Source organism: Candidatus Chloroploca sp. Khr17 (assembly GCF_004138165.1).
Lineage (GTDB): Bacteria > Chloroflexota > Chloroflexia > Chloroflexales > Chloroflexaceae > Chloroploca.
The window spans coordinates 1-24393 of record NZ_RYFF01000057.1; the positions used below are offsets into that span (position 1 = coordinate 1).

Here is a 24393-nt window from a genome sequence, read left to right on the forward strand (position 1 = left end):
TGCCCCTACCGCCGCCGCCCCGTCGTGCCCCGCGTAGGGGCACGGCTTGCCCGTGCCCTGCCGCCCCGCCGTGCCCCTACCGCCGCCGCCCCGCCGTGCCCCGCGTAGGGGCACGGCTTGCCCGTGCCCTGCCGCCCCGCCGTGCCCCCACCATCCCCGTCCATCCGCCCATCCAACCGCGATCATTCCATGCCCACGGCAGGGCGCAGCAGCCAAGCGGTGGGCGATGCGGTTACGGCACGCGCCATATGGGCTGCTGCGCCCCTACTCGTCGGCCCATCAACCTCCATCGCCGTGATCGCCGGCCCGGCACCCGCCATCGCCGGGATAGCACCGCGCCACGCATGCGGTTGTTCGCGCCGTAGGGGCGCAGCAGCCCATGGCCCCCCCATGCCCGCAGGCTTGTCCCAGCGCTGCTGCGCCCCACGGCAGCCCCGATAACACCACCCCGCCCCTGATTGACCCCGGCCCGGCCCGGCGACACATCCGACGTGATCCATGCCCCGCCCATCCAACCGCGATCATTCCATGCCCACGGCAGGGCGCAGCAAGAATGGGATGGCACGTGCCGCAAGGGTTGCGTTCGCCGGACCTCTACGTGAGGTCTGGATATCTTTACCAAGCGCCCGTGCCCGCTATGCTATGCTTTGCCTACCATCCCGCTTCATCTCGAAAAAATGCCTTCGCGTTGATGCTCACGACTTCAGTAGTGTCTCAACGAAGGTTTCTCGACATTCCTGGGTACGCGGGCGCGAAGAATGATGTGCTCAAAACGCCCTTTGCGCCTTTGCGCCAAATTATCATCCCAAAATATTCAGTATGCGGAGAAATGTATGCAGCCACAACGCCGTTCAGGTATGTTCAGGCCCCGAACGCCAGTCGTTTCGCTTGTGCTCATCATTTTGTTTACGCTCTCGTTTGTTATGTCAATCAATCCTACCCGTGCCGCAGGCATTGGCTGGGACGCGATGACGATTCCGACGTGGCGAGGCCTCAAGGCGATCTGGGGGAGTGGGCCGGATGATGTCTTTGCGGTCGGCAATGTTGGCGCGATCATGCACTACGACGGGACTCACTGGCAACCGATGATCAGTGGGACCGACGACATGTTGACAGGCGTCTGGGGGAGTAGCGCTACCGACGTTTTCGCCGTCAGCACCCGGGGGGTGATCCTACACTACGACGGCGTTGAGTGGCAACAAGTGTATCGCGATCAAGCGGTGATCTTCTATGCCGTCTGGGGAACGAGTAGCACGAATGTCTTTGCCGTCGGTGGTGGCGGGGCGATCCTGCGCTACGATGGCACCACCTGGACGCGGATGGCGAGCAGCACCACCGCGAGCCTCAATGGCATCTGGGGCAGTGGGCCCGACAATATCTTTGCCGTTGGTGCCTCGGGAGTCATTGTTCGCTTTGATGGGAGCACCTGGCGCGAGTCAACCAGCTCGAGTCGGATTCTCTATGGTGTATGGGGCAGCAGTGACACCGATGTGTTTGCCGTCGGTGAGCAGGGCACGCTCTTGCGTTACAACGGGATCGGTTGGAGCCCGATGGTCAGCGATTCTACCAGCACGTTCTATGCGGTCTGGGGCACGGGCCCCGACAATGTCTTTGCGGTTGGAGCCTCCGGGATCATCTATCGCTATAACGGCAGCAGTTGGGCACGCATGGCGACGATCAATTTCATCGGCAATACACTCGCAGGCATCTGGGGTACCGGGCCTGATGATATCTTTGTCACCAGCGACAGTTCGCAAGGTGGCGTCTTTCATTACGACGGCACAAACTGGGACAAACAGGCCAACTGGTTTGTCAAGGAGATCTTCGGGATGTGGGGCACTGGTGCCAATGAGATCTTTGCCGTCGGTGAAGCGGGCACCATCCTGGCCTACGATGGCCTGATCTGGAGGCCAATGCCAGTGCCACACGACATCACCAATTATCTCTACGCAATCTGGGGCAGCAATCGCACCAATATGTTTGCCGTCGGCGGCGGTGGCATCATCTTGCGCTATGACGGCACCCGCTGGTCACCGATGGAGAGCGGGGCAACGACCCAACTCAGCGCAGTCTGGGGCAGCGGCCCCAATGATGTCTTTGCCGTCGGCAGCAATAACATCCTGCGCTACAATGGTAGCTCCTGGAACCCGATCAGCACAGGGGTCAACGGCATTTTGAATGCCGTCTGGGGCACCGGGCCTGACGATGTCTTTGTCGTCGGCCTGACCGGGGTGATCCTCCACTACGACGGTGTTTCCTGGAGCCAGATGACAAGCGGGACGACCTCGCCGCTGTATGCGATCTGGGGCACCGCGAGCGACAATGTCTATGCGGTCGGCGGCAGTGGGCGGATTCTCCACTACGACGGTACGACCTGGAGCACCATGCCAACCGAGACAACGCGCTTTTTGCGGGCCATCTGGGGCAGCGATGCAAACAATATCCTCGCCGTCGGCGACCAGGGCACGCTGCTGAGTTTCAACGGGAGCACGTGGAGCACGATCATCAGCGGGACATCGTATGACCTCAACACGGTCTGGGGCAGCAGTGCCAACAACCGTTTTGCAGGAGGCTATGCCGGCCAGATCTTCCAGGAAGTCGCGATCCCCGAGATCGTCGTCAGTTCACCGGCGCTAAACGCGGGCAGCATTGAACCAGGCAGCCGTCAGAACCTGCTCTACGCCCTGAAATTTGACCTCACGAATGGTTCAACGATGCTGACCGATCTCAAGATCACGACCCAGGGCAACTACCGCCCCGGCGACCTCATAAACCTGCGGGTCTGGCACTCGGCTGATGCCACGTTCGACCCGGCCAACGCCACCCTGCTGGGCCGCATCAACAACGTGCCCTTTCCTGGGCGGCACAGTTTCGCCGCCTTTCGCTGGCAACCGCTAGCCGAAGGTAGCAGCAGCTACCTCTTTATCACCACCGACGTAGCCAGTGGCATCACCAGCAACGACGGCACCATCGGCGTCAAAGCGCCCTCGATGCAAGATCTCACCTTCGAAGTAGGCCTTGGCACCGGTGCGCCCAGCGACGGCGACGTGCAACGCATTGACGGGACAAAGCGTGTCTATGTGCCCGTGGTGCAGCGATGAGGAGGGGCACGGCTTGCCCGTGCCCCCCACCGCGCCGTGCCCCGCCCCCCGCCGCCCCGCTGCCGTGCCCCATGCAAGGAAGGGCACGGGCAAGCCGTGCCCCTACCGCGCCGTGCCCCCACCGCGCCGTGCCCCTACCGCGCCGTGCCCATTGTCATATACTTAAGCGATGATACCCCCTCAAAGGGGGTGCGGCCTCACGCCGCTGCGGTAACGACTGCCGCGCCGCACACAAACGGAGCATGCCGTATGACGAATGGCCATTTCGACGGGCGATCCACCAGGTGGATGGCGCGCAGCGACAGCAGGAACATGCGCCGGTCAAACTCGTCCACGGGTTTATGGCGGATGGTACCGACGAGGTCACCGAGGGTGACCTCGTCGGTACCATCCGCAAGGATGCGCCCGCTGGCCGTGGGTTTGGGCGGGCGGATGGGCGTGGTGGCCGCAGCGAGTACGCCACCCTGTGGGAAGCCGAGGATGTGGCCGCGTAGGTGCCCATCGAGGCCGAGCAGCAGGGCGAGGTGGAGGTCGGCCAGCGTCTGGCGGAGCCAGCGGCAGCTGGGGCGCTGGGTCCAGGCGGGCCAGACGAGGGTGCTGAAGGTCAGCAGCCAGCGGAGCAGCGGCAGACTGGACAGGAGGAAGAGCGCGGTGGGGGCGCGCCCGCCAAGGAGGAGCAGGAGCAGCACGCACGTTTGGCCCAGCACCGGCGGCAGGGTGCGCTGCAGGAGCGCCCCGGAGCCGCAGAGCGGCGGGGCGACGGGATGCGAACGGCAGCGGCGGTGGCAGATCCGCCGCACTGAGGTAGCGACGGCGACCGACACGGGGAGCCGTTCGGCCGCGTCCCCGGTGCTCGTCACGAACACGAGGGACAGCAGGGCAAGGGCAAGCAGGCGTGCGATCCGGCGCTGCTGCCGGCGGTTCAGTGGGGCAAAAATGGTATGATACACGCTTGCCAGCAGCCGAGGCGTTGACGCCGACGGTCTGGGCGCATAGAGGAGGTTCTGCCGGTCTGACGGCATGCACGAGCAGAAGCTGCCATCGCCCTAGGGTCGAGGCATCGTGCGGCAGACCTCGTGGGTCAGCGGATGGTAGTGGGCCGGAGCCGCCTGCACCTGCGGGGCAACCTGGCTCGGCACAGCTTGGCATCGGCTGCATGGGTCTCGCGCCTCGACGACCAGGCGGCGTGATCGCACCCTGGCTCGCGTGGCTCGCGGCTCGGTCGGGGCGAGCAGGGCCTGATCGTCAGATGCCCCCGCTCCCGCGTGGCATCCTTAGATAGATAGATCCGGAGACCCGCTGGGCCTGGCCGGGCGGTGCGGAAGCGCTGGATGCGCTGCGAGCGCATGGGCGTGCGTTGACGATCTTCGCACCGCTCGCGCGACGCACGCAAGGACTGGCTCATGCCGCTACTCCGGCCTTGAGAACCAACCCCAAGGTTACTCAAGGATGTGGGCCTACCCCATCCTCAACCCGACCGTGAAGTCTCTCTTAAAAAAGCCTTTTCACTTCAGTTCTTGCATAAGGTCACTGAGGTCTCCATAATCATATGGCGGACGCTTTTGTATTGTCAGAACGTCAATGATTTTAGCTTCTTCGGTCACGGCATAGGCGATCCGCCACCGGTCAATGCGCAGGCGCCGTAATTCATAGGACCGTGGCTCCTCGTCGCCCCCAGGTGGTGGCACATCAAGCGCTTTGCTGGTTGACGGACGCGGCGCGGCGGCAAGGCCATCGATCTCCCGACGTAGCCGTTGGCGCATATGGCTGGGAAGGACTTTCACTTCGCGCCACGCCCGTGGGGTAAGATAGATGTCGTACTGGCTCATGCCACGTCATCCGCCACATCGGTCCATTTCACCCACCCCGCCTTGCCGCGGTCACCGCCTGCGGCTTTCAATTGGGCAAACGCTTCCTTGGCAATAGCCACATCCTCCAAGGTTTCCAGCCACTCAATCAGCGCTTCCCAGTCGTCCGCACTTAAAACGGCCAAGCGCTTGCCCTTCACCGTGACAAATTGAACCGATTGCAGCGCCTCGCTTCCGGTCATACGGGCCTCCTCACGTGTGCGTCTTCGCCTGGGCAAAGTGTACCTGATCTTGCGCTCGGGTGCCAGTATCTTGCGGTAACGTCGTACCTTCGCGTCGTCGTTCTGCCGCAGCCCGAGCCGCAGCGTGAACAGCCTGCAGGCCTGCACCTGCCGTGGGGTCGGCGCGGCCGTGTCCGGGGTCGCATCAACAAGCTGGAGTGACTATTATAATGGAGCCAATAATTTAGACACTCACTCGGTCAAGGTTCCGTACCAGATGCAGATGAAAAAGGTTTACACCGCCGCGTTCAAGGCCCAGATAGTTCTGGAGCTCTTGAAAGAAGCGAAATCCATCAATCAGCTCGCTGCCGAGCACGGGGTTGCCCCTACCGTGCTCCGCGAATGGAAGCAAGCTGCCCTGACCAGCTTGCCCGACCTGTTCGAACGTCGGGACTCGGTGATCGAGCTTCGGGCTGCCCACGCCCGTGAGCTGGAGCACCTCTATGCAGAGATTGGGCGCTTAAAAACACATGTTAATTTTCTGAAAAAAAGCTGCCGGATTGACTCGTGCTGAACGTATTGCCCTGGTCGAGCGCACTGCGGATGCTCTTTCGTTACGTACCCAGGCCGACCTCTTAAGCCTCAGTCGGGCAAGTTTGTCCTATCAGCCGGTGCCGCCATCGCCGGAGGAGGTGGCCACCAAGCATCGTCTTGATGCGCTGTACACTGCTCACCCGTTCTATGGATCACGCAAGATGACGGTCATCCTGAACGAGGAAGGAGTCTTGATGAACCGCAAACGGGTGCAACGGTCTATGCGTGAGATGGGCATTGCGGGCATCACCCCTGGCCCCAATCTGAGCAAACGGACCGCCCAGCATCGCATCTACCCGTACCTGCTCCGTGGGGTAACCGCCAGCGTGCCAAACGCGATCTGGGGCTCAGATATCACGTATATTCGCCTGCGGAGCGGCTGGCTCTCCCTGGTCGCCATCCTCGACTGGTACTCGCGCTACGTGATCAGTTGGGCTCTGGATGAGACCCTGGAACTGCCCTTCGTGCTCGATGCCGTGGATCGTGCATTGACGATGGCAACGCCCACGATCTGGAACAGCGACCAGGGGAGCCATTTCACTAGTCCGCAGCTCACGAGCAAGCGAGAGGCCGCAGGAGCCAGGATCAGCATGGATGGACGCGGACGCGCTCACGACAATATCTTTACCGAACGGCTCTGGCGTTCCGTCAAGTACGAGGAGGTCTATCTCCACGAGTATGGAAGTCCACGTGAGGCACGCATGGGGATCGCGCAATACATGCACTTTTACAATCACGAACGACCGCACCAAGCCCTGGGCTATCGTCGTCCCGCGGAGGTCTATCGGGACGGATAAGCCCGTACGGGGCACCCTTCGGCAGTTTTTTCGCCGGGGGTGGGGTGGGGCCAGGTCGCCCCGGCCGGGGCGACCTGGCCCCACCCCACCCCCGGCCCCCGGCCCTGACGCCAGATTGAGACTCACGTGTCAAGGCTTTCTGAGGGTGAAGGAAGGCACCCGCACGGAAAACGGCCAAATGTTGTGTCTTGACAAATGGGTCCACCTTAGACCATCGCCTGGCTCACGCGCTACCAGGGCTGTCGCCGCGCCCGCTGCATCGGGTTGGCCGCCGCGCAGTTTGAACTCTTCCAGGCCTGCGCCGTGCGCAACGTGCTCAGCTGGCTCCACCGGCACGCGCGGAAGGCTGCCGCCTGAGCGAACCCACGCGGCCCCTGCGTCGTCCCCACGCCCCGCACCACGGCTCACGCCCCACGTGCGGCGTGAGCGCCTGCCCAGCCAATGTCACCCACGGGCACATATGCGGTCTGTACGAGTATGGAAGGCCAGATTCTGGGCACCTGCGGGCCCCTGGCCCCGGATCCTGCCCGAACACGCCCGGCCCCCCCCCCGTTGGCGACCACATGTGGCCCGTGCTCGGCAGATGGCAGACCCTATTCTGCACCACTCTCCTGCATACCGATCCTTCCTACCCGCCCCCAAACGCATGGGGAGCCACCCCAACAAGCGCCAGGGAGCCACGACATACCGCCCAAGAAAGGAGTGGCGCGAGGATGCTCAAGCGTAGCGACGAAGATAGGCATAGTATAACATGCTTATCCACCCAGAGAAGGTGCATCAAGATGACAATGTATTGGATACCGTCTCCTCCTGAAGCGTTTGATAATTTCTTCAGAAGCATACACGATGGGCAATAAGGTTGGGGAGGGTGAAGCGGGCGTCGCGTAAGGTGGGCAACACCGGGTACACAGAGTGCCATGGAGCCAACGGCACACCGCAGCATCTGGTGCCGTTGGCGGGACGAATGGGTTATACCGCAGGGTCAGCGTCCATCGGTGAACAGAGTTCAACCAACGTGCCATCTGGGCAGCGCACATACGAGACCACCTGGCCCCACGGCTTTGCCGCAGGCGCTTGCACCTCGATCGCGCCCGCCGCCAGCGCTTTCGTGTGGGCGTCAGCGACCGTGGGCGTCACCAACGCAACTTCAACGCCAAGGGGCAGCATGGATTCACTTGCCGCCACAAACCCGTTGGGCAGGTTCAGCTGCCCCAAGGCATGCGATGCGAACGCGAGCGTGGTTGCGCCCGTCTCAAGTTCGCCGTAATCGCCAGACTCGTGAAGAAAGCGGCGTGCGAGCCCAAAGGCACGTTCAAAGAAGGCCAACGATGCACCGACCTCGGGAACATAGATGATGGTGTAGCCAAATTTCATGCGTCCTCCTGTGTTGGGGCGGAACGGCGACCATGTGCCAACGACAATCTGCCAGCGCTAGCCAAACGGCGCGTTTCCGGCATCGCATTGATTCTGCCTAGGCGTCGTTCTCGAGCCGCTTGCCCAGGCTGATGACGTCGTCTGGGGTATAGCCAAGCGCTCGATAGAACGCAACTGCGTTGGCATTGCCGTTTCGAACCTGCAGATTGACCTTCGGACAACCCAACGCACGCAGACGGCGCTCCGCCTCGCACATCAGGTGCCGGGCCAGTCCGCTTCGTTGGTGCTCTGGTGCCACTGCCACGTAGTTGACCCAGCCGCGATGGCCCTCGTACCCAGCCATCACCGTTGCCACCACGTGGCCGTCGATCAGGCCGACCAAGAACAGATCGCCTTGAACCTGAAGCTTGCGCAACATATCCTTGCGCGGGTCGTTCCACGACCGAACAAGCTCGCATCGCTCCCAAAGCGACACGATGTCGTGCTCGTCCTCAGGACGAAACGCTCGGATTTCCATGCGTTGATGGCCCCTTCAACAACAAAATGACTTGCATATTCACTATCTAACTACTCCACTTCTGCGGAGGTTCTTTCGCTTGCACAGGCGTAGGCGAAGCTCCTCTGATCGGACATTCGCCTGCGTGCGGCTAAGCGTATTTTAGCACGCTCCAATGCGGGATACAAGGCGCAGAACAACCGAAGATGCTGAGGTGACTTGGGCGCCAAAGATTCTGGCAAGCTGCACTGCGGCAGACCCAATCGCGCCGGAAGCGCCGTAGAGCAGCACCTCAGCTATGTGCAGGTCTGTCGTTGCCATCATCGTATATCCTTATGTGGCAAGCCCCTTGCTCCAGTTTGAACAAATCCCGCGCCAGCATGCGGTCGTCCGCGTGATCGAGTGTCGGCGGCGCTCAAGCCGGAAGCACGCTGATGACCACATTGCCCTTTTTATGCCCCTGATCCACGTAGCGATGCGCCGCAACGATCTGCTCCAACGGGTACACTCGGTCAATCACCGGCTTCAGCTTGCCCGCTTCGATGAGCTCCTTGAGCGCCAGGAACGCTGCACGGCGAACATGGCGTGAAGCGTTGCTGTGTTTATGCACGTTCAGATAGATGCCCGTCGGCTTGAGCGCTTTTTTCGCGTGGGTTGGAGGAAGCTTGGCTACCGCGTCGAACACAACATCGTAGATCGGGCCGTCACGCCTGAAATCGTCACGGGTGTAGTCAATGACCTTGACGGCGCCCAGCGCTTGCACCAGATCCAGATTGGCCGTGCTGCACACGCCGGTCACCTCTGCGCCGAAATGTCGGCTGGCCAACTGAACGGCGCTTGTTCCCACTGCGCCGGATGCGCCGTAAATCAAGACCTGCTGCCCTGGTTGGATGCGGCCTCGTTCCAAACAGCGCAAGGCGGTTATGCCCCCGCCCACGGCTGCGGCAGCCTCCTCGAAGCTGAGCTTAGCCGGCTTCAAGGCCAGCATGCCCTCTTCGGGCAGGCATTTATACTCGGCATAGCCGCCGAAATTGACCTCGAAGGTCGAGGCGAAAACCGGATCGCCCACCTTGAAGCGCGTGACCTCCGGGCCGACGGCTTCAATCTCTCCGGCCAATTCCATGCCCAGGATTTTCCGCCTGGGCTTCCAGATGCCCAGGTAGAGGCGGGCAAACAGCCACTGTTCCGGCGGAACGGTAAAACTGCGCATGCGGCAGTCGCCGATGGTGACGGTAGTGGCGTATACCTTGATCAGCACCTCGTTTGCGCTGGGGCCGGGTCGGGCAATTTCCTGTACGTGCAGCACGTCCGGCGGGCCATAGCGGGTGTAGACAACAGCTCTCATTGTACACCTCCCAACTCAGTATGGTTGAGCATGATGACCACCTTGCCCTGTCTGTGACCGGCTTCGACGTAGCGGTGCGCTGCGGCCGTCTGCTCCAGCGGAAACCGTTGCTCCAGCGGTGCCTTGATCTTCCCCGCCTCGGCCAGTTCCTTCACCAGCAGCAGGCTGTCAACGTGCTCATTAGCCAGCGTGCAGATGACCTTTTTACGGTTAAAGAAGCTGGTACGGAACATGTCGAACAGCGCCCGGCTCTTAAAGCTGGCAAAAAGCAAGATGCCGTTCGGGGTTAGCGAGTTTTTGCAGCGGGCAAAGCAAGTACGGCCCAGGATATCCAGAATGACATCGTAGCGCTCGCCGTTCTGCGTGAAATCCTGCTCCGTATAATCAATCACCTGATCCGCGCCAAGTGTGCTGACATATTCCCGGCGCAGCGTACCGCAAACCCCAGTCACGTCGGCCCCATACGCTTTCGCCAGTTGCACCGCCATCCCGCCGATGCCGCCGGAGGCTCCGTTGATGAGAATCTTCTGCCCCGGCTGCAGCCTGGCTTTTTGCAGCAGACTGACCGCCATGATGGCCCCATACGGCAGGGTGGCGGCCTCGTCGTACGCCAGATTGGCGGGTTTGAGCGTCACCGAGCCATGTTCAGGCAGGCAGATGTATTCGGCGTTGGCGCCCATCTTCATGCCCACGTAGGCGAAGACGGCATCCCCAGGTTTGAACTTCGTCACGCGGCGACCGACCGCTGCCACGTCCCCGGCCAGTTCGCTGCCCAGCACGTTGATTTTGGGCCTGTTCCAGCCAAAAGCCATGCGCGCCGGGAGGTACAGCAGCGCGGGCATATTGAATGCGCTGTTGGCAAAGTTACGCGCCGTCAGGTCGCCGTAGTTGACCGGGGTGGCGCACACCCGCACCAGGAGTTCGTTTTCTTTGGGCGTCGGCCTGGGGACTTCTTGAAGCCTTAGCACATCAGGGGAACCGTATTCGGTAAACACAACTGCTTTCATGACGAGCTCCTTACGAGGGCACCACTGGAGTCATGACATTGAAGCCTTGCACCGCAGGTATCTCCGGTATGCCTTTGACTAGAATCCAGACTCCAAGCACCAATTCAAAGGGAACGTAGGGCAGGTAGAAAAGAAACGGGATGGTGTAACCAAACATCTGGCTCAGGGTGCCGACCAGCAGCGGAAACACGGTGACGAGGCCCCAGAGCGACATCCAGCGGGGCACAATCCGGGCCCTGTCGAGTAAAAAATAGAACATAATTGCGCCGAGGCAAAACGCCAGCATGTGGAGGGTGTTGCCCGCGAAATCCATCGCTTCGTAGGCCACCTGCCCCAGGAGCAGCAATTCAGCGGGCTGTCCGGTGGCAACATATGCTTGGCTGAAACGCAGCAGCGCAAAGGTTTCCATCCGGCTTACGGCCAGCAAGGCCACTTCCAGGATGTAGAAGCCCAGGGCGGTCAGGGCGATCTTTTCGTTCTGTTTGCGCAGGGTGAGATAGAGCATCACGCCCAAAAAGGTGACGCCGAGGGCGGTGAGCATATCGACCAGGATATTGGCCCGCACCAACCCCGGATTGGCCGCCATCTTGAGCATGGTTGCGCTCATGTCTTCTGGCACAAACCAGGCTGATTTGAAAAATACGCCGCTGCTCAAGGACGTAATAAACTGAAGGAGAAAGGCAAGCCCCAATAGCCTTGTCGTTTTGGTTGCGGTCTTCATCTTCACGCTCCTTTTGGAGGTTGATTTGCTGCGCCTTCGTCCGGCAACATGTCTGTTGCGCCAGTCGGCCCACATTGCACGGCCAGCAGGGTCAGACCCAGATCGCGCACTTTCTTGAGCAGGCCGTGCAGCGCGGCCTGGTCGGCCACCGGCCCGGTCAGCAGCGTTTCGCCAGTGTCGGTCAGATCCACCGTCAGGCCGTCAAACCAGTCGGCCCACTGGCTGCCGAGGTGCCCTCGGAGCCGGATCTGGTAGAGCATCGGTTGATCCGGGCCGACGTCCCGGTTGCCCTGGCTGCTCATCGCGCTCCTCCTAACAGCGGTGAGCGTGGCGCGCTGGTCACGCTTGTAGCGCCAGTGTAGCAGCAGCCCGTGAGAATGCCTAGACACGTTGGTGTTGTTTGCCGGTGTTGGCGAAGCCGAACAGACCGTGATTACAGCCTCCGTCTTTGCTCTCGTGGATGTATCGGGGCAGTGGATACAGCATCCTCATTTTGCGGATGGCGGCAGATCAACGGAGCGATGCCGCTTGAAGAGCAAGGAGGAAGGGCATCTACAGCAAACCCAGCTCGCGGGCACGCGCCACGGCTTCGGTGCGGCGCTGCACCTGAAGCTTCGCAAAGATCCGGCGATTATGCCCTTTTACCGTGTCCAGCGCCAGATAGAGCCGCTCGCCGATCTCACGATTGGAGCAACCCTGGGCGATGAGGCGCAGCACTTCCAGCTCGCGTTCGGTTAAGGGCTCAATGAGCGGCGGCGTGCTGGTTTCGCCCGGGGGCGTCTCGGTAGCGACGGCGGCCAGCAAGGTACGCACGTACGCTGGCTTGATGCCGCGGGCGGCGGCTACGGCCAGCACCTGCACCAGCAGCGGGCCTGCCTCGACGAAAGGACGAATGATGCCATCGGGGGCCGCCAGCGTCAGCGCCTCGACCAGCACGACAATGGCCGTTTCCTTCTCGCCCAACGCCTGATGCGCCACCGCCTGCAGGATGAGCGCCTTCAAGCGCTCGTCCGGCCACCCGTTGGCCTCGGCCTGCTGCCGATAGGCGGTCAACGTGGTCAAGGCCGCCGCCGAATCGCCCTGCGCCAACGCCACCCTGGCTCGGCTAAGGGGCAGGGTGTGGGTTTGCGCCGACGCGGCGGCGGCAGCCAAATTGCCCTGGGACAGGGCGAGCAGCAGATGAACGGACGCATGCTCTGGCCGTTGCAGGGCAACGTGCGGCTGAACGATCTGCGGCTCGATCTGCATCAGCAGAGCCGCCGCGCCGTCGAGATCGCCTTGTGCTAGCTTCAGGCGCGCCAGAAACAGCTCGGCGGCGACCAGGCGGTCGGTGTTTGCAATCTGCCGTGCCAGATGGCGGCTTTGCTCGACGTGCTGCTCAGCCGTTGCCAGGTCATTCCAGGCGTAGTGGATGCGCGCCAGGCCCAGGTGCGCCGTGGAAGCCACCGGCAGCGGCGGATTGCCGGCCAGTGCCAGCGCACGCCGGTAGTGCTCCGCCGCCAGATGGAGCCGGTTCGCCCCTTCCTGAAGGTCGCCCAGGCCCATCGTCGCCATCAGGGTAATGATGAAATGGCCGAGAGGCTCACTGGCAGCTAACGCTTCGTGGTAGGCTTGCGCCGCCGCGACTCGGTCGCCCTGGAGATACCGGGCATAGCCCAGCGCCCAGGTGACGGCGGTGCGTACCGGCAGATTGTGGGGATGCAGGTAGACCAGGGCGCGGTGCGCCTGAACCATAATCGTCTCGGCGTCGTGCCGGGTTACGGCCAGCGTCGCTCGGATGACCGCGATGTGGCCGATCAGGTCGCGCAGGTCAGGGTCAGATGGGGTGTCCGGCAACACCGCTTCAGCCGCGGTGAGCTTCGCTTCTACGCCAGCCACCTGTTGGACAAACAGCAGGGCAGAGGCATACGTAACCCAGAGTGCGGGATGGGCATCCAGCGCAGGCGTGGGCAGCGACGCCAGCCAGCGCAGCACTGGCTGCGCGGCGCCACGAAAGAGCAGCGGCATGCCCCGGCCCTCCAATAGCCGTGCAGCCCGCGCCACATCATTGGCCGCCGCCGCGTGGTGAAACGCTTCCAGTTCCAGGTCGTTTGCCTCATACCAGATGCTGGCGCGAAGGTGCAACGCGAGCACGGCGTCTGGCTGCTGCTGGTACAACCGCTGGCGCAGCAGGTCGCCAAAGAGGTGGTGGTAGCGGTACCAGCGCCGCTCATTGTCCAGGGGCACCAGGAACAGGTTGGCGTGCTCGAGCGCGTGAAGGATGAGGGATGAGGGATGAGGGATGAGGGATGAGGGATGAGGGATGAGGGGTGAGGGATGAGGGATGAGGGGTGAGGGATGAGGGGTGATGAGATCTTCATCCTTTACGACCGCATCGCACAGGGGGCCGCACAGCCGGTTGAGGATGGCGGTGCGCAGCAGGAAATGCTGCACGTTGGCGGGCTGTTGCTGCAGCACCTCCTCGACCAGGTAATCGAGCACAAAGCGGTGGCTGCCGCTAAAGGTCGCGACGAAACTGGCGGTGTCGGCCCGTCCCTGCAATGAGACGGCGGCCAGGTGCAGCCCGGCGATCCAGCCCTCGGTACGTGCTTCCAGAACAGCGATCTCGGCGGCAGAAAGGTTCAGCCCCATCGCCTGGTTGAGAAACGCCGCAGCCTCGGTCGGCGTAAAACGCAAGTCGGCGGCGCGCACCTCGGTGAGTTGGTCGCGGGCGCGCAGACGGGCCAGCGGCAGCGGCGGGTCTTCGCGCGTGGCGATCACCAAGTGCATCTGCGGGGGCATATAGTCGAGCATAAAAGCAAGCGCCTGATCAACAGATGGAGCGTCAAGGGCGTGGTAGTCGTCCAAGACGAGAAGGAACGTGTGGGGAATCGCCGCCACGTCGTTGAGTAGCGCAGTGAGCAGCGCCTCCTGGGCGGGCGGCTGGGGCGCGTGCAGTGCCGCCAACACGCCCGCGCCGAGGTCGGGTTCAAGCGTTTGCAGTGCGGCGATGAGATAGGCCAGAAAACGGACAGGGTCGCTGTCACCGGCGTCTAACGAAAGCCAGGCGACCGGCCGTTGGCAGTCGGCAACCCACGCGCTGAGCAGCGTCGTCTTGCCAAAGCCAGCGGCGGCCGAGATGAGCGTCAGCCTGCGCGCAGCACCGTGATCGTGGCGCAGCCCGGCATTCAGGCGCTCGAGCAACCGCAGGCGCGGGATCGTCTGCAATCGGGGTGGTGGGATATAGAGCTTGGTCGCGAGAATAGGAACCGTCATGACTACTCATCATACACTATCTGCTTGATCAGCTTACACCGATTCACGTTTCTCTCAGGGCTGATGCAAAGCCACAACCTGACGTTTCTCTCAGGGCTACGCTGAAAATGGGGGAACGTGGTTCCCCCATTTTCAGCGTAGCCCTAACGTTTCTCTCGGTGCCGCTGCGTCAGCCTTTTGGCCGAACACGCCTGTTGCAGAAGAGCCCATCGAGCGTGAGGCCATGCATGGTGACGCTGCTGAGCTCGCTTGCGCACAACGTGCTAGTGTGGGCCCGTGGCTGGCTGACGGCGAGTGCGCCGAAGCTGGCACTGGCTGCGCGGTATGTACAGGACGATGGCGCAGGATCGTGACAAGGTCGCCAGCCATGCACATGGTAGACCGCACGTTTTAACGCAGAGCCGCAGAGGCGCGGCGCGCGCCGGCGACCAGGCTGCGCAGATTGCATCTCATTGGCACTCGTAGGTGCCCAGCCAGCAGGCCATAAAGCAGCCGCCCATCGCCTGGGTTGCGCCGTCCTGGTGTGGCTGAGGTCGGCTGAGCAACGATCCGCCCGGTGTGCGGATCAGCGGCAGGTAGACTGCGCGCTCGCCGGTGCCGATGATGTTGGCGCGGGCCTCGGCCATGGTTTGACCGACGAAGCTGTCGAGGGCGGGCAGCGCGGCGCGCTCGTCAGTGATCGTCTGCCGCAGGGCCACGCTGCCCCTCGCCTCTAGATCGCCCAGGAATGAGTCCAACGCGTCGACCTGCACCTGCGTGATCACCGCGCCGCCGCCGCTGCCGTCGACCAGCGTCTGGAGTCCAGGGAGCCACCCTATGAGCGTGTCGTAGCCCGTCTCGAAGAGCGCACGATCGGCCAGGATTATATCCAGGATCTCCCGGCTGTGGGTGTTGTACAGGTCGATGTAGCGCCGTCCGCGTGCGCTGCCCGCCAGCACACCGTCGCGGATCTGGTAGGCCGTCTGTAGGCCCGAGAGACCCTCGTTGCGCCAGACCTTCGTAGCGGCGCCCGAGTTGGTCACGAGCGCGTCGGCGTCGTTATCGCCGTCGAGGTCGCCCAGCGCCGCAGCGTAGCTGAACAGGTTGCCTAGCCGCTGCCCGCTGTCGACAAACACTCCGGCGACGCCCGCCTGTAAGCCGCCCTGGTTAACCCAGACGGTGTTGGCGTTGCTGCGCGCCACGAACAGGTCACGGTCGCCATCGCCATCCACATCAACGAGCGAAGCGTGGCGGTTGCCGGATGTGCCGAGCATACTCCCGGCGGCGAAGGCGCCGGCAGCCCCTGCCTGCGCGCCGCCCTGGTTGATCCACAGGCGCACGCCGCTGTTCACGCTGGCCGTCACCGCGTCCAGATCGCCGTCGCGGTCGGTATCGCCGAGGCTGACGCCAACCGCAAGCGCGTCGCCAAGGCTCTGCCCCGAGTCGCTAAAAGCGCCCGGCGTCCCGCTTTGCGCCCCACCCTGGTTGATCCAGACCGTATTGACCGCAGCATCGGCCACGAAGGCGTCGAGATCACCATCGCCGTCGAGGTCGCCTAGCGCCGCCGCGCTGCTGCTTCCTGCGCCAAGGATCTGGCCGCTATCGACGAAGCCACCGCTGCCATTATTGAGCCAGACCTGGTTGGGCCGGCCGATATTGCGCACCAGAAAGGCGTCGAGATCGCCATCGCCATCAACATCGCCCAGCGCAACCCCGCCCGGAAGATCGCCGCCGAAGGCCGGCCCGCCCGCGACAAAGTCACCCTGAGCGCCGCCCTGGCTGCCACCCTGGTTGATCCAGATCCGGGCGCTGGCGACCGCATCCTCGACGGCAAAGATATCCAGGTCGCTATCGCCGTCGAGATCGCCCAGAGCGGCGCCAATCGTATAGGCGCTGCCAAAGGTCGGCCCGGCGGCGAACGTCCCGCCGCCAGTGTTCGGCCAGACCGCGATACCGCTTTCAGAGGCCAGCACCGCATCGAGGTCACCGTCGCCATCAAGATCGCCCAGGGCAACCCCCAGGGATGCCGAAAGTGCCTGTCCGCTGTCGACGAAGGTGCCGCTCTGCGCGGTTATCAGCAGGTGCTGCGCCCGGATAGCCAGCGACGCCGGCCCGAGCATCAGCCCGAGCGCGATCACGACCAGCGCCAGTGCGGCAGAGGTTGGTTTTGTTGTTGCCATAGGGGGAGCATACCGGCGGCGGTTTCCAAACATGTTTCCAAAGGTGGCGCGCTCACCCTGTCAACTCGTCACCTCACCCCGCGCCACCCGCGCGTTCAGCGGGTAGGCCAAAAACCGGGCCAGCAGCTGCGGGTCGTCAATCTGGGCGGCGAACTGGTGCAACGTGTCGTGGGCGCGGCGGACGACGGCCAGCGCCGCTTCCGACTGCCCGGCGGCGGCCAACGCCTCGGCGCGGCACATCAGCACATCGGGCTGCTCCCAGACGTAATACTCGCCGGCGAAGGCGTCGAGCAACTCGACGGACTGGGCGGTGTGATCCAGGGCGTTCGCGACATCGCCCTGAGCCAAAGCCAGCCGCCCCAGCCAGGCCAGGTCACTGACCTGGTTCTGGCGCTCGCCCGACTGCAGCCGCAGCGCGCGGGCCTGGCCGATCCGCTCGGTGGCTGCATCAAGCCGTCCGTGGCGCAACTCGATCCGCCCGGACAACTGGGCGGCCCAGCCAGCGACCCAACTGTCCTGTTGGGCGAGCGCCTGGGCCAAGACATCCTCATAGATCGCCCGAGCCGTCGGCGCATTGCCACGCATATCGTGAGCCGCGCCCAGGTAGAGCTGCGGGCGGATAGCTCGCCCGGCCAGGCCGATCTGCTCATAGAGCGCCTGGGCCGCGGCGGCCGGCGCGGCGATCTCGTCCGGGGCGTGGTAAAAAGTCCAGGCGGCGGCCAGGCCAAGCAGCGCCTGGGCCTGACCCAGCTTATCGCCGCGAGCCTGGCTGATCGCCAGGGCCTGGCGGGAGTGGTCGAGCGCCAGGGCGATCTGGCCCAGGTTGAGCGCGGCCCAGGCCAAACCGGCCAGGCAGCGGATCTCGCCGGGGCCGTCGTGCTCGCCGCGGTAGAGCGCCAGCGCCTGCGCGTAGAGTGCGCGGCCCTCGCGGTTGCGGCTCAGCGTGATCGAGGCGCTGGCTGCCTCGACCAAAGCCAACGCCGCCAGGGCCGACTCCTCCAGGTAGAGCAGTTGGCGATGGACAGCGAGCAGCGCCGGGATGGCCTCGGCGTAGTCGAGGGTCAGCTGGGCGCGCACATAGTCGAGCTTGGCAGCGCGCAGCGGCGCGGGGTGACGATCGAGGATCGCCTGCGCCTGTGCCAGCACCTCTTGCTGCTCGGGCACCGGTTTACCGAGCGCCCAGCCATAGGTGAGCCACCACATGAACTGCTCGAACAGCGCGGGCTCGGCCGCAGCGGGATCGAAGTCGGGCCAGAGCTGATAGTGGGCGAAGGCCTCGCGCATCGCGTCGAGCGCGCGCATCATGTCGCTGTAGGCGAACATCTGGCGGGCCTGGGTTGCGGCGAGCGGGGCCCACTCGAAGGCCAGGTCGAATGCCTCGCCGCGCTGCGCGTGGTAGAGGATTCGCCCGGCTTGCTCTTGGCGATCAGCGAGTGACCGGCGTGCCGCGACCCGTTCCAGCCATCCGGCCATCCGCCGGTGCAGCCGCTGCCGACGCACCGGCGAAAGCGTCGCGTACACCGCCTCACGTACCAGGTCGTGGTGAAAGCGATAGCGCACCGGCGCGACGTCATCGGCGGCCAGCAGCAATCTCGCCGCAAGCGCGCGCTCAAGCGCCGCGTCCGTCTCCTGCTCGGTGCGTGCGCTAAGCTGTTGCAGCTGGGCCAACCCGAGGCCATCGCCGGCCACCGCCAGCGTCTCCAGCACATGGCGATCGCTCTGCGGCAGCTGCCCCAGCCGCCGCTGCACTAGGTCGTACACGCCGGAGGGTACGGGCAGTTCGGCCGGCAGTTGCGCGGCGCCGGCCAGATCCTGTAGCACGGCGGTGACGAACAGCGCGTTGCCGCCGGCCGAGCAGGCCAACTGCGCGGCAAGCCGGTCACGCTCGCCGGGAGCAAGCTGCGGGCAGACATGCCCGGCCAGCACGGCGATATCGGCGACGGCCAGTGGGCCAAGCGTCAAACTGGGCACATCGCGGCGGGCGAAGTCGCCGATCAGCGTGGCGAGCGCAGGGGCAGCAACGGCCTCCTCGACGCGGTAGGCACCAATCAGCAGCCAGGGCAAGCGGCCAATGAGCCGCGCAAGGTAGGCCAGCAGGCGCAGGCTCGACTCATCGGCCCATTGGAGATCATCGAGCAAAAGCAGGCAGGGCTCGGGGCGGTTCGTAGGGGTGTGAGCCAGAACGTCAACCACCGCAGTGAACAGCCGCTCTGGCTCATCGATCACGCCCGCAGCGGCGGATGGCCAGCGCCGGGCCATCCCCGGCAGCAGGCGGCTCAGGCAGGCCTGGAGCGTCGGGGCGATCGACGTGACAACGCTCGCATCGAGCCGCTGGATGTGTGCCTCCAGAATCTCGGCCCAGGGCTGGTAGGGCAGATCGCGCGTCGCCTCGCCGCAGCGTCCAACATAGAGCACTGCCGACAGGTGCCGGGCCGCCTCGTAGACCAACCGGCTCTTGCCGCCGCCGGCCTGGGCAGCCAACATCATCACGCTCCCGCGCCCGGCATGGGCGTGCTGCCAGGCGGCGCGGAGCGTCGCCAGCTCGGCGGCGCGGCCCACAAAATCTGGCGCGAACCTGGGCGCGGCGGGTACGACACCCAGCCCCTCGCGTCGGGAGAGACCGCCCTGCCGCCCGCCCAGGATCTCGCGCCACAGCAACTGCAGCGCCTCGTCCGGCGCGACGCCCAACTCAGACTGCAGCAGGTCACGGCAGTGCTCGTACTGCCACAGCGCGGCATCGCGCTGACCAGTCTGGGCGTAGAGCCAGATCAACTGGGTGTGGGCCTCTTCGAGCAGCGGGCTGTGCTCGACCAACTGGCGGGCATAGCCCAGCGCGACATCGAACTGGCCCAGATCGATCCGGCGGCGGACGAGCGCCATCAGGCCGCGCTCTTGTAGGCGGCGCATATGGGCGCGCTGGCCCAGCAACCACAACTCGAACTCGGGCGCATCGCTCAGGGTCAGCCCATCGAGCAACTCGGCCCGATAGAGCGCGACCGCCACCTCGAGCTGATCGTCCGAGTGCGCCGCCAGATCGCAGCCGAGAGCATTCTCGAAAACCACCGCGTCAACCCAGACCAGGTGCCGATCGATCCAGACCAGGTCCGCGTCTGTAAGCAGTACATCCGCGCCGATCTGGGCGCGGATGCGACTGAGCAGCACCGCCAGCGTGCGCGCCGGCGCGTCGGCCTCCTGACAGAAAAGGCTCATCAGCGTGCGGCGCGGCTGGGGCCGACCGCTCATCGCCAGATAGGCCAGTAGAGCACGCTCCTTGCGCCGCAGGGCCGAACCCGGACGGTCGGTGTCGACCGAGAAAGAGCCAAGCAGGAAGAGTCGCAGCGGCGGCGGGGTACTCATAGGGTTTGGCCTTGCATAAGGGTTCATAAAAGGCAATGCCGCAAAAGTAGCGCTGTCAAGCGAAGGTAATGGCTAACAACAGTAGCCATTGGGCCACCATGCCGGTACGACCGTATTGCTCACCAGTGCGGCTAGAATCTGCCCCAGTCTAGCACGTTCTGCGGGGTCTTGCCAACGAGCCAAAGGTAGGTTGCCAGGGCGATTGCAACGTCAGCTCTCCGGGGTCGCCGTCAACGGCCCGGCTCCCGTCGGCGAAGCCGGCCTTCGCCGACGGGATGAGGCCGCGCAGGCGGCCTTCGCGACCCGTAGCCGAGGGCTGATGGTCTTCCAGCAATGAATCCGATAGAGCCCACGAAGGTGGGCTTCGCTTCCCATAGCCGAGGGCTTCAGCCCCACGGCATCGGGTTCAGAGCGGATCATTTCCTGAAAGACCATCAGCCCGACGGTGCTTCGGTCAGGTGGACGTTGCATCAGCCCTGGCGTTTCTCTCAGGGCTCATGCAAAGCCCCAACCTGACGTTTCTCTCAGGGCTACGCTGAAAATGGGGGAACCACGTTCCCCCATTTTCAGCGTAGCCCTGACGTTTCTCTCGGTGCCGCTGCGTCAGCTTTTGCCTGAGCACGCCTGTTGCGGAAGAGCCCATCGAACGTGAGGCCATGCGGGGTTTGGCACGCTTGTTATCTTTGGCATTCCCTTCTTACGCCACTTGCCAGTCGTGGGCTCTGAACGCCTGGGAACAGCCGCCAGCGAGCGCCCATGGGTAGCATTTGCCTATCTCGGCGGCGTCTTTTTTGCGCTGCCCCTCCTGTTGTTAGGGCTTTCGATGCTCTTCTGATCACATCATTAGCCTTTCGACAGGCGGAAAAAAGCGCGTCCCAGCAAGATACTCTAGCGCACGGAACCCAGCCCAAAGGAGGGCGCTTTACGCAGGTTTCGACTGGGCGATGTTGAACAAATAACGCGCCACCAGCAGACACCATGGAACACTGCCAATAGTATTGATGAAAAGGAAGAGCGGACCAAGCGTGGGCAGGAAAAAGCCCAACCCAAGGGCACTGATGACAATGCCAAGCCAGGCGGTCGCTTGGCTAAAGAAAGGGGCTCGCAGCATGAGCGAGCTATTCAACAGCCCGGCGATCATCAGGAAAGCGCTTTGCATAACCCAGGCCGTCCCATCCAACTGGGCGCGCAGCACTTCCCCGGCAGCCAGCAGGCGCATTTGTTCGGTGGCGTCAACGGCTATGGCATAGTGGTCGCTGAGCATCACCAGTTCAACCAGCGGGCGACAGACGATGATCAAACTCACCGCAAGCAGATTCAGCGCCAGGGCAAGCAGTGCCACCGCTTCGTCTACCTGTCGCAAGGCTGCATACAACGCCAGGTACAACAGCATACTGATTGGCCCAATCGCCAGCATCGAAACATCGAGTGCGATGAGGGTACCTAGGCGGTCGGTTTGCAGGAGGTCAAAGATGGCTTGAATTGTTGTCTCATGGGCGCGGTAAGGCCAAATAAAGTACGCGCCGATGGCAAGGACGATGAAGACGGCGATCAGGATGCTGGCGCTGCCGCCAAGGCGGTAGAGGCTTTGGTAGCGTGGGTCGAAGGTTGGCGGATCCATTGTGTGGGCTGGCATAATCTTCCCCTTGCAACAGGTTTTTACGCCTCCGTCTTGCTCTGCAAGAGCCTTTTCCAGCGCCGTTGGCGATGACGGTAGAACAGGTGGGCAAATGCCCAGATGATCCCGGTTCGCAGCCCGGCCTGGATTTCGATCGCATCGGTGTACTGCAATCTGCCATCCCCGACGGCGTGAAACCGAATAGTGTGGTTCCAGACTGGCGCCAGGGTGCCGCTCTCCTTGCTCTCGATCAGGTTGGCCTCCCGGTCGATCGTGACCAGTGTGATCCGGTGTTCGCCAGCGGGCAAAACGCCAAACAGGAACAGCCGCAAAGCATACGTTTTGCCTACGACCCACTCGTCATCAAGCTCGCCGGGAACCAGCGGCTCAAAATGCAGGAGCGGCGCGGACACAAAGCGCAGCGAGTCCGGGCGGCTGATGGCCTGCCAGAGTTGGTCGACTGTAGCATCAAATGTTGTGCTGATACGAGCAAGCATCAGCGTCCTCCCTCCATAGCGGTCACCCATCGAACGGCACTTTATCTATGCCAATTGGAACAGCCGCCGGGCAACCATGAAGTACCAGACGATGCTGGCAATTCCGCCAATCATGGCGAAGATCATGGCGATGTCAAACAGGGCCGGGACAAAAACGGAGAGGATTTCAAAGACCAGCAGGAACCCAAAGCCCAGCATGCCGACATAGGCGCTGGCCCGGCTGAAGACGCCGCCGCGCAGCATCACCCAGGCCATCAGCAAACTGGCAAGCAGGCTCAGCGCAAAAGCCAGGAAAGTGCCGGGGGTATGGCTCTCCCCGACCGCCAACATGGCTTCGCCTGCGGCCACCAGGGCGGCACGTTGGGCGTCGTCGGTGGCCGTGGCGTACCGGTTGCTGAGTGCCAACATGGCAAAACTGCGGTTGGTGGCAAAGAAGACCGCTCCGCCAATCGCAGCGATGACCAGCGCCAACCCCGCCCAGCCGGGGTTGACCGTGCGGTGCGCGGCAAACAGGGCAAACGCGAGCAGCACCCCGAACATGGTCAGGAAGATGTTGATCAGCCCCAGATTGCGCAATTCGAGCAACGGATTGGCCTGCAAGCGTGCGAACCAGCGTGGCACGGTGAGCAATTCAGGGGCGACGCGCTCGCCGCCGGGCACAAACGTAATCAGGATTTCCAGCACGGCAAACACCACCGCCAGCAGCGCGGCGACCGCGCCGAGGCGGTAGATGCTTTTCCAGTTCGCTTCAGCCAGCATCATTCGCTCCTTGTGCCGAGCCCGCCCGCCCAGGCTGCGGCGCGTTCGCCTTCGCCCTCTTTCAGTGGCCCCTGCTCGCCGGTGACGAAAAAGCCTTCTGGCGGGGCAGTTACCACACCGCCCTTTTTTTCGAGCGTTTTGGCAAGCGTGCTGGCGGCGTACCCACCCTTGTCCACCAGGAAACGCAGAGCTCTGGAATTAATCGTCTCCAACGCAATGCGCGTGTCGAAGGCGGCCACCCGCACGCCGGTCAGGTGGTTTTTGGGCAAACCATGCAGCAGTTTAGCCATGCCCTCGGTTGGGCGAAAGCCGCGCGTCGGCGAGCCGACCACCAGCAGGTCAAGGCCGCACAGTCGACCTGCCTCCGCCTGGCTGACGGGAATGGCCTGTGTGCCGAGCGCTGCCGCGATGACCTGGGCGATTGTTTCGGTATTGCCGAAAACTGAGTCGTAGATCACAAGCGCGTTCATCGATGGCTCCTTGCTTGTGCCAGCCGGAACAAATCCCATGCCAGCATGGGGAACCAGACCAGGTAGAAAACGCCCATGAACATCTGAATAGGCGCGGCTACGGCGGGCGCAAACGGGTGCAACAGGTGCTGCACTAGATCGAGGGCGTTGCCCACCAGCCCGCTGATGGCGGTCACTTTGCTAAAGTCGTTGCTTTTCAGCATCACCAGCGAGATGATTATGCCCCCGCCTTGCAGGAGCATCCCGGTCATATAGGAACCAGAACCGTGCCACCACCCCGCCGCTAAGACCGCTTCACCTGCCGCGAGAAATTGGGCACGTTGGGCCTCACTGGTTGCGGCGTGATACAGGTCGCCCAGGTGGAGCAGGGCAAAGGTGGCTTCGCCCGAGAAGCTGAGCGTGACGGCAATGAGCGTGAACATTGTTGCGAAGGTCGCCGCGATTGGGCTAACGTGGCGCAAGTTCCACCAGAGTGCTGGGAACGTGCCCATATATGCGCCGAGCAAGAAGACCATCAGCACGAAATCGCCGCGCAGCAGGGCGGCCAGCGGGTTCATCTGCTGAATGGCAAAGAACTCGGCGGCGCTGGTGGGCCGGGGGCCAAGCGCAACCGCGATCACAATCGAGGCCACAATCGCGGCCAGTTGCACCAGGGCCGCCATCCCGCCGATACGGTACAGGTTTTTGCTGTTGGTTTCGGTCATGGCAATTCCTTTCGCCAGCCACATGAGGTCAGGTTCATCATACCCTTCAGTCTGGTCAGCGGCTATGGCCTTTGCTGCACAAAACATGACATGTGGCGCAAAAATGATGT

At 63.2% G+C, this 24393-nt stretch carries 21 protein-coding genes; 2 read left to right on the forward strand and 19 right to left on the reverse strand.

Annotated features, from left to right (window positions below):
- Positions 1 to 182: 182 nt before the first annotated feature.
- Positions 183 to 500: a hypothetical protein gene (locus EKD05_RS21600; RefSeq protein WP_129677043.1), complete on the reverse strand. Its 318-nt coding sequence runs from the start codon at positions 498 to 500 to the stop codon at positions 183 to 185.
- Positions 501 to 833: 333 nt separating this feature from the next.
- Between EKD05_RS21600 and EKD05_RS21605 the strand changes: the two genes are divergently transcribed.
- A complete protein-coding gene (locus tag EKD05_RS21605) occupies positions 834 to 3101 on the forward strand; it encodes a glucosyltransferase-I (protein ID WP_129677045.1) in 2268 nt (755 codons plus the stop codon).
- A gap of 197 nt (positions 3102 to 3298) precedes the next feature.
- Here the strand turns inward: EKD05_RS21605 and EKD05_RS21610 are convergent, their stop codons facing one another.
- The 3 genes from EKD05_RS21610 to EKD05_RS21620 all read right to left on the reverse strand — a co-directional run bounded on the left by EKD05_RS21610 (position 3299) and on the right by EKD05_RS21620 (position 5151).
- A complete protein-coding gene (locus tag EKD05_RS21610) occupies positions 3299 to 4051 on the reverse strand; it encodes a hypothetical protein (protein ID WP_129677047.1) in 753 nt (250 codons plus the stop codon).
- Between the two features lie 555 nt (positions 4052 to 4606).
- The gene (locus EKD05_RS21615) at positions 4607 to 4930 is read right to left on the reverse strand and encodes a type II toxin-antitoxin system RelE/ParE family toxin (RefSeq protein WP_129677049.1); all 324 of its coding nucleotides are present in this window, start codon (positions 4928 to 4930) and stop codon (positions 4607 to 4609) included.
- A complete protein-coding gene (locus EKD05_RS21620) occupies positions 4927 to 5151 on the reverse strand; it encodes a hypothetical protein (RefSeq protein WP_129677051.1) in 225 nt (74 codons plus the stop codon). Before EKD05_RS21620 ends, EKD05_RS21615 begins: the two co-directional genes overlap by 4 nt.
- Before the next feature lie 256 nt (positions 5152 to 5407).
- On the opposite strand from EKD05_RS21620, the gene EKD05_RS21625 reads away from it, so the two are divergent.
- Positions 5408 to 6521, forward strand: a protein-coding gene (locus EKD05_RS21625) for an IS3 family transposase (protein WP_370374929.1) whose coding sequence is annotated in 2 segments (ribosomal slippage) — positions 5408 to 5685 and positions 5684 to 6521 — 1116 coding nt in all. Because the reading frame shifts where the segments join, the coding sequence is not laid out codon by codon here.
- A gap of 969 nt (positions 6522 to 7490) precedes the next feature.
- Here the strand turns inward: EKD05_RS21625 and EKD05_RS21630 are convergent.
- From EKD05_RS21630 to EKD05_RS21700, 15 genes are all read right to left on the reverse strand, one after another.
- The gene (locus EKD05_RS21630; protein WP_129677053.1) at positions 7491 to 7895 is read right to left on the reverse strand and encodes a VOC family protein; all 405 of its coding nucleotides are present in this window, start codon (positions 7893 to 7895) and stop codon (positions 7491 to 7493) included.
- Positions 7896 to 7992: 97 nt separating this feature from the next.
- Positions 7993 to 8412 carry a GNAT family acetyltransferase gene (locus EKD05_RS21635; protein ID WP_129677055.1) on the reverse strand — a complete coding sequence of 140 codons (420 nt, stop codon included), beginning with the start codon at positions 8410 to 8412 and terminating at the stop codon, positions 7993 to 7995.
- Positions 8413 to 8806: 394 nt separating this feature from the next.
- Positions 8807 to 9736 carry an NAD(P)-dependent alcohol dehydrogenase gene (locus EKD05_RS21640; protein WP_129677057.1) on the reverse strand — a complete coding sequence of 310 codons (930 nt, stop codon included), beginning with the start codon at positions 9734 to 9736 and terminating at the stop codon, positions 8807 to 8809.
- A complete protein-coding gene (locus EKD05_RS21645) occupies positions 9733 to 10743 on the reverse strand; it encodes an NAD(P)-dependent alcohol dehydrogenase (protein ID WP_129677059.1) in 1011 nt (336 codons plus the stop codon). The genes EKD05_RS21640 and EKD05_RS21645 overlap by 4 nt, the downstream gene beginning before the upstream one ends.
- A 10-nt stretch (positions 10744 to 10753) precedes the next feature.
- Entirely contained in the window at positions 10754 to 11464 is a 711-nt protein-coding gene (locus tag EKD05_RS21650) for a DUF4386 domain-containing protein (protein ID WP_165360878.1), read from the reverse strand.
- A gap of 2 nt (positions 11465 to 11466) precedes the next feature.
- The gene (locus tag EKD05_RS26515; protein WP_205704030.1) at positions 11467 to 11853 is read right to left on the reverse strand and encodes a hypothetical protein; all 387 of its coding nucleotides are present in this window, start codon (positions 11851 to 11853) and stop codon (positions 11467 to 11469) included.
- Positions 11854 to 12016: 163 nt separating this feature from the next.
- Positions 12017 to 14719, reverse strand: coding sequence for a LuxR C-terminal-related transcriptional regulator (locus EKD05_RS21660; RefSeq protein ID WP_129677063.1), 2703 nt, complete (start codon positions 14717 to 14719; stop codon positions 12017 to 12019).
- 449 nt (positions 14720 to 15168) lie between these two features.
- Positions 15169 to 16878 carry an FG-GAP-like repeat-containing protein gene (locus EKD05_RS21665; protein WP_165360879.1) on the reverse strand — a complete coding sequence of 570 codons (1710 nt, stop codon included), beginning with the start codon at positions 16876 to 16878 and terminating at the stop codon, positions 15169 to 15171.
- Positions 16879 to 16938: 60 nt separating this feature from the next.
- Positions 16939 to 20235: an AAA family ATPase gene (locus EKD05_RS21670; RefSeq protein ID WP_165360880.1), complete on the reverse strand. Its 3297-nt coding sequence runs from the start codon at positions 20233 to 20235 to the stop codon at positions 16939 to 16941.
- A 210-nt stretch (positions 20236 to 20445) separates the two neighbouring features.
- Complete coding sequence (locus tag EKD05_RS21675; RefSeq protein ID WP_129677069.1) at positions 20446 to 20706, reverse strand: hypothetical protein; 261 nt, start codon at positions 20704 to 20706, stop codon at positions 20446 to 20448.
- A gap of 451 nt (positions 20707 to 21157) precedes the next feature.
- Positions 21158 to 21871 carry a hypothetical protein gene (locus EKD05_RS21680; protein WP_129677071.1) on the reverse strand — a complete coding sequence of 238 codons (714 nt, stop codon included), beginning with the start codon at positions 21869 to 21871 and terminating at the stop codon, positions 21158 to 21160.
- A gap of 23 nt (positions 21872 to 21894) precedes the next feature.
- Entirely contained in the window at positions 21895 to 22380 is a 486-nt protein-coding gene (locus EKD05_RS21685) for a hypothetical protein (protein ID WP_129677073.1), read from the reverse strand.
- Between the two features lie 15 nt (positions 22381 to 22395).
- The gene (locus tag EKD05_RS21690; protein WP_129677075.1) at positions 22396 to 23112 is read right to left on the reverse strand and encodes a DUF4386 family protein; all 717 of its coding nucleotides are present in this window, start codon (positions 23110 to 23112) and stop codon (positions 22396 to 22398) included.
- Positions 23109 to 23579 carry a flavodoxin family protein gene (locus tag EKD05_RS21695; RefSeq protein ID WP_129677077.1) on the reverse strand — a complete coding sequence of 157 codons (471 nt, stop codon included), beginning with the start codon at positions 23577 to 23579 and terminating at the stop codon, positions 23109 to 23111. Before EKD05_RS21695 ends, EKD05_RS21690 begins: the two co-directional genes overlap by 4 nt.
- Positions 23576 to 24283 (reverse strand): hypothetical protein, encoded by a 708-nt coding sequence (locus tag EKD05_RS21700; protein ID WP_165360881.1) that lies wholly within the window; start codon positions 24281 to 24283, stop codon positions 23576 to 23578. Before EKD05_RS21700 ends, EKD05_RS21695 begins: the two co-directional genes overlap by 4 nt.
- Between the last annotated feature and the right edge of the window lie 110 nt (positions 24284 to 24393).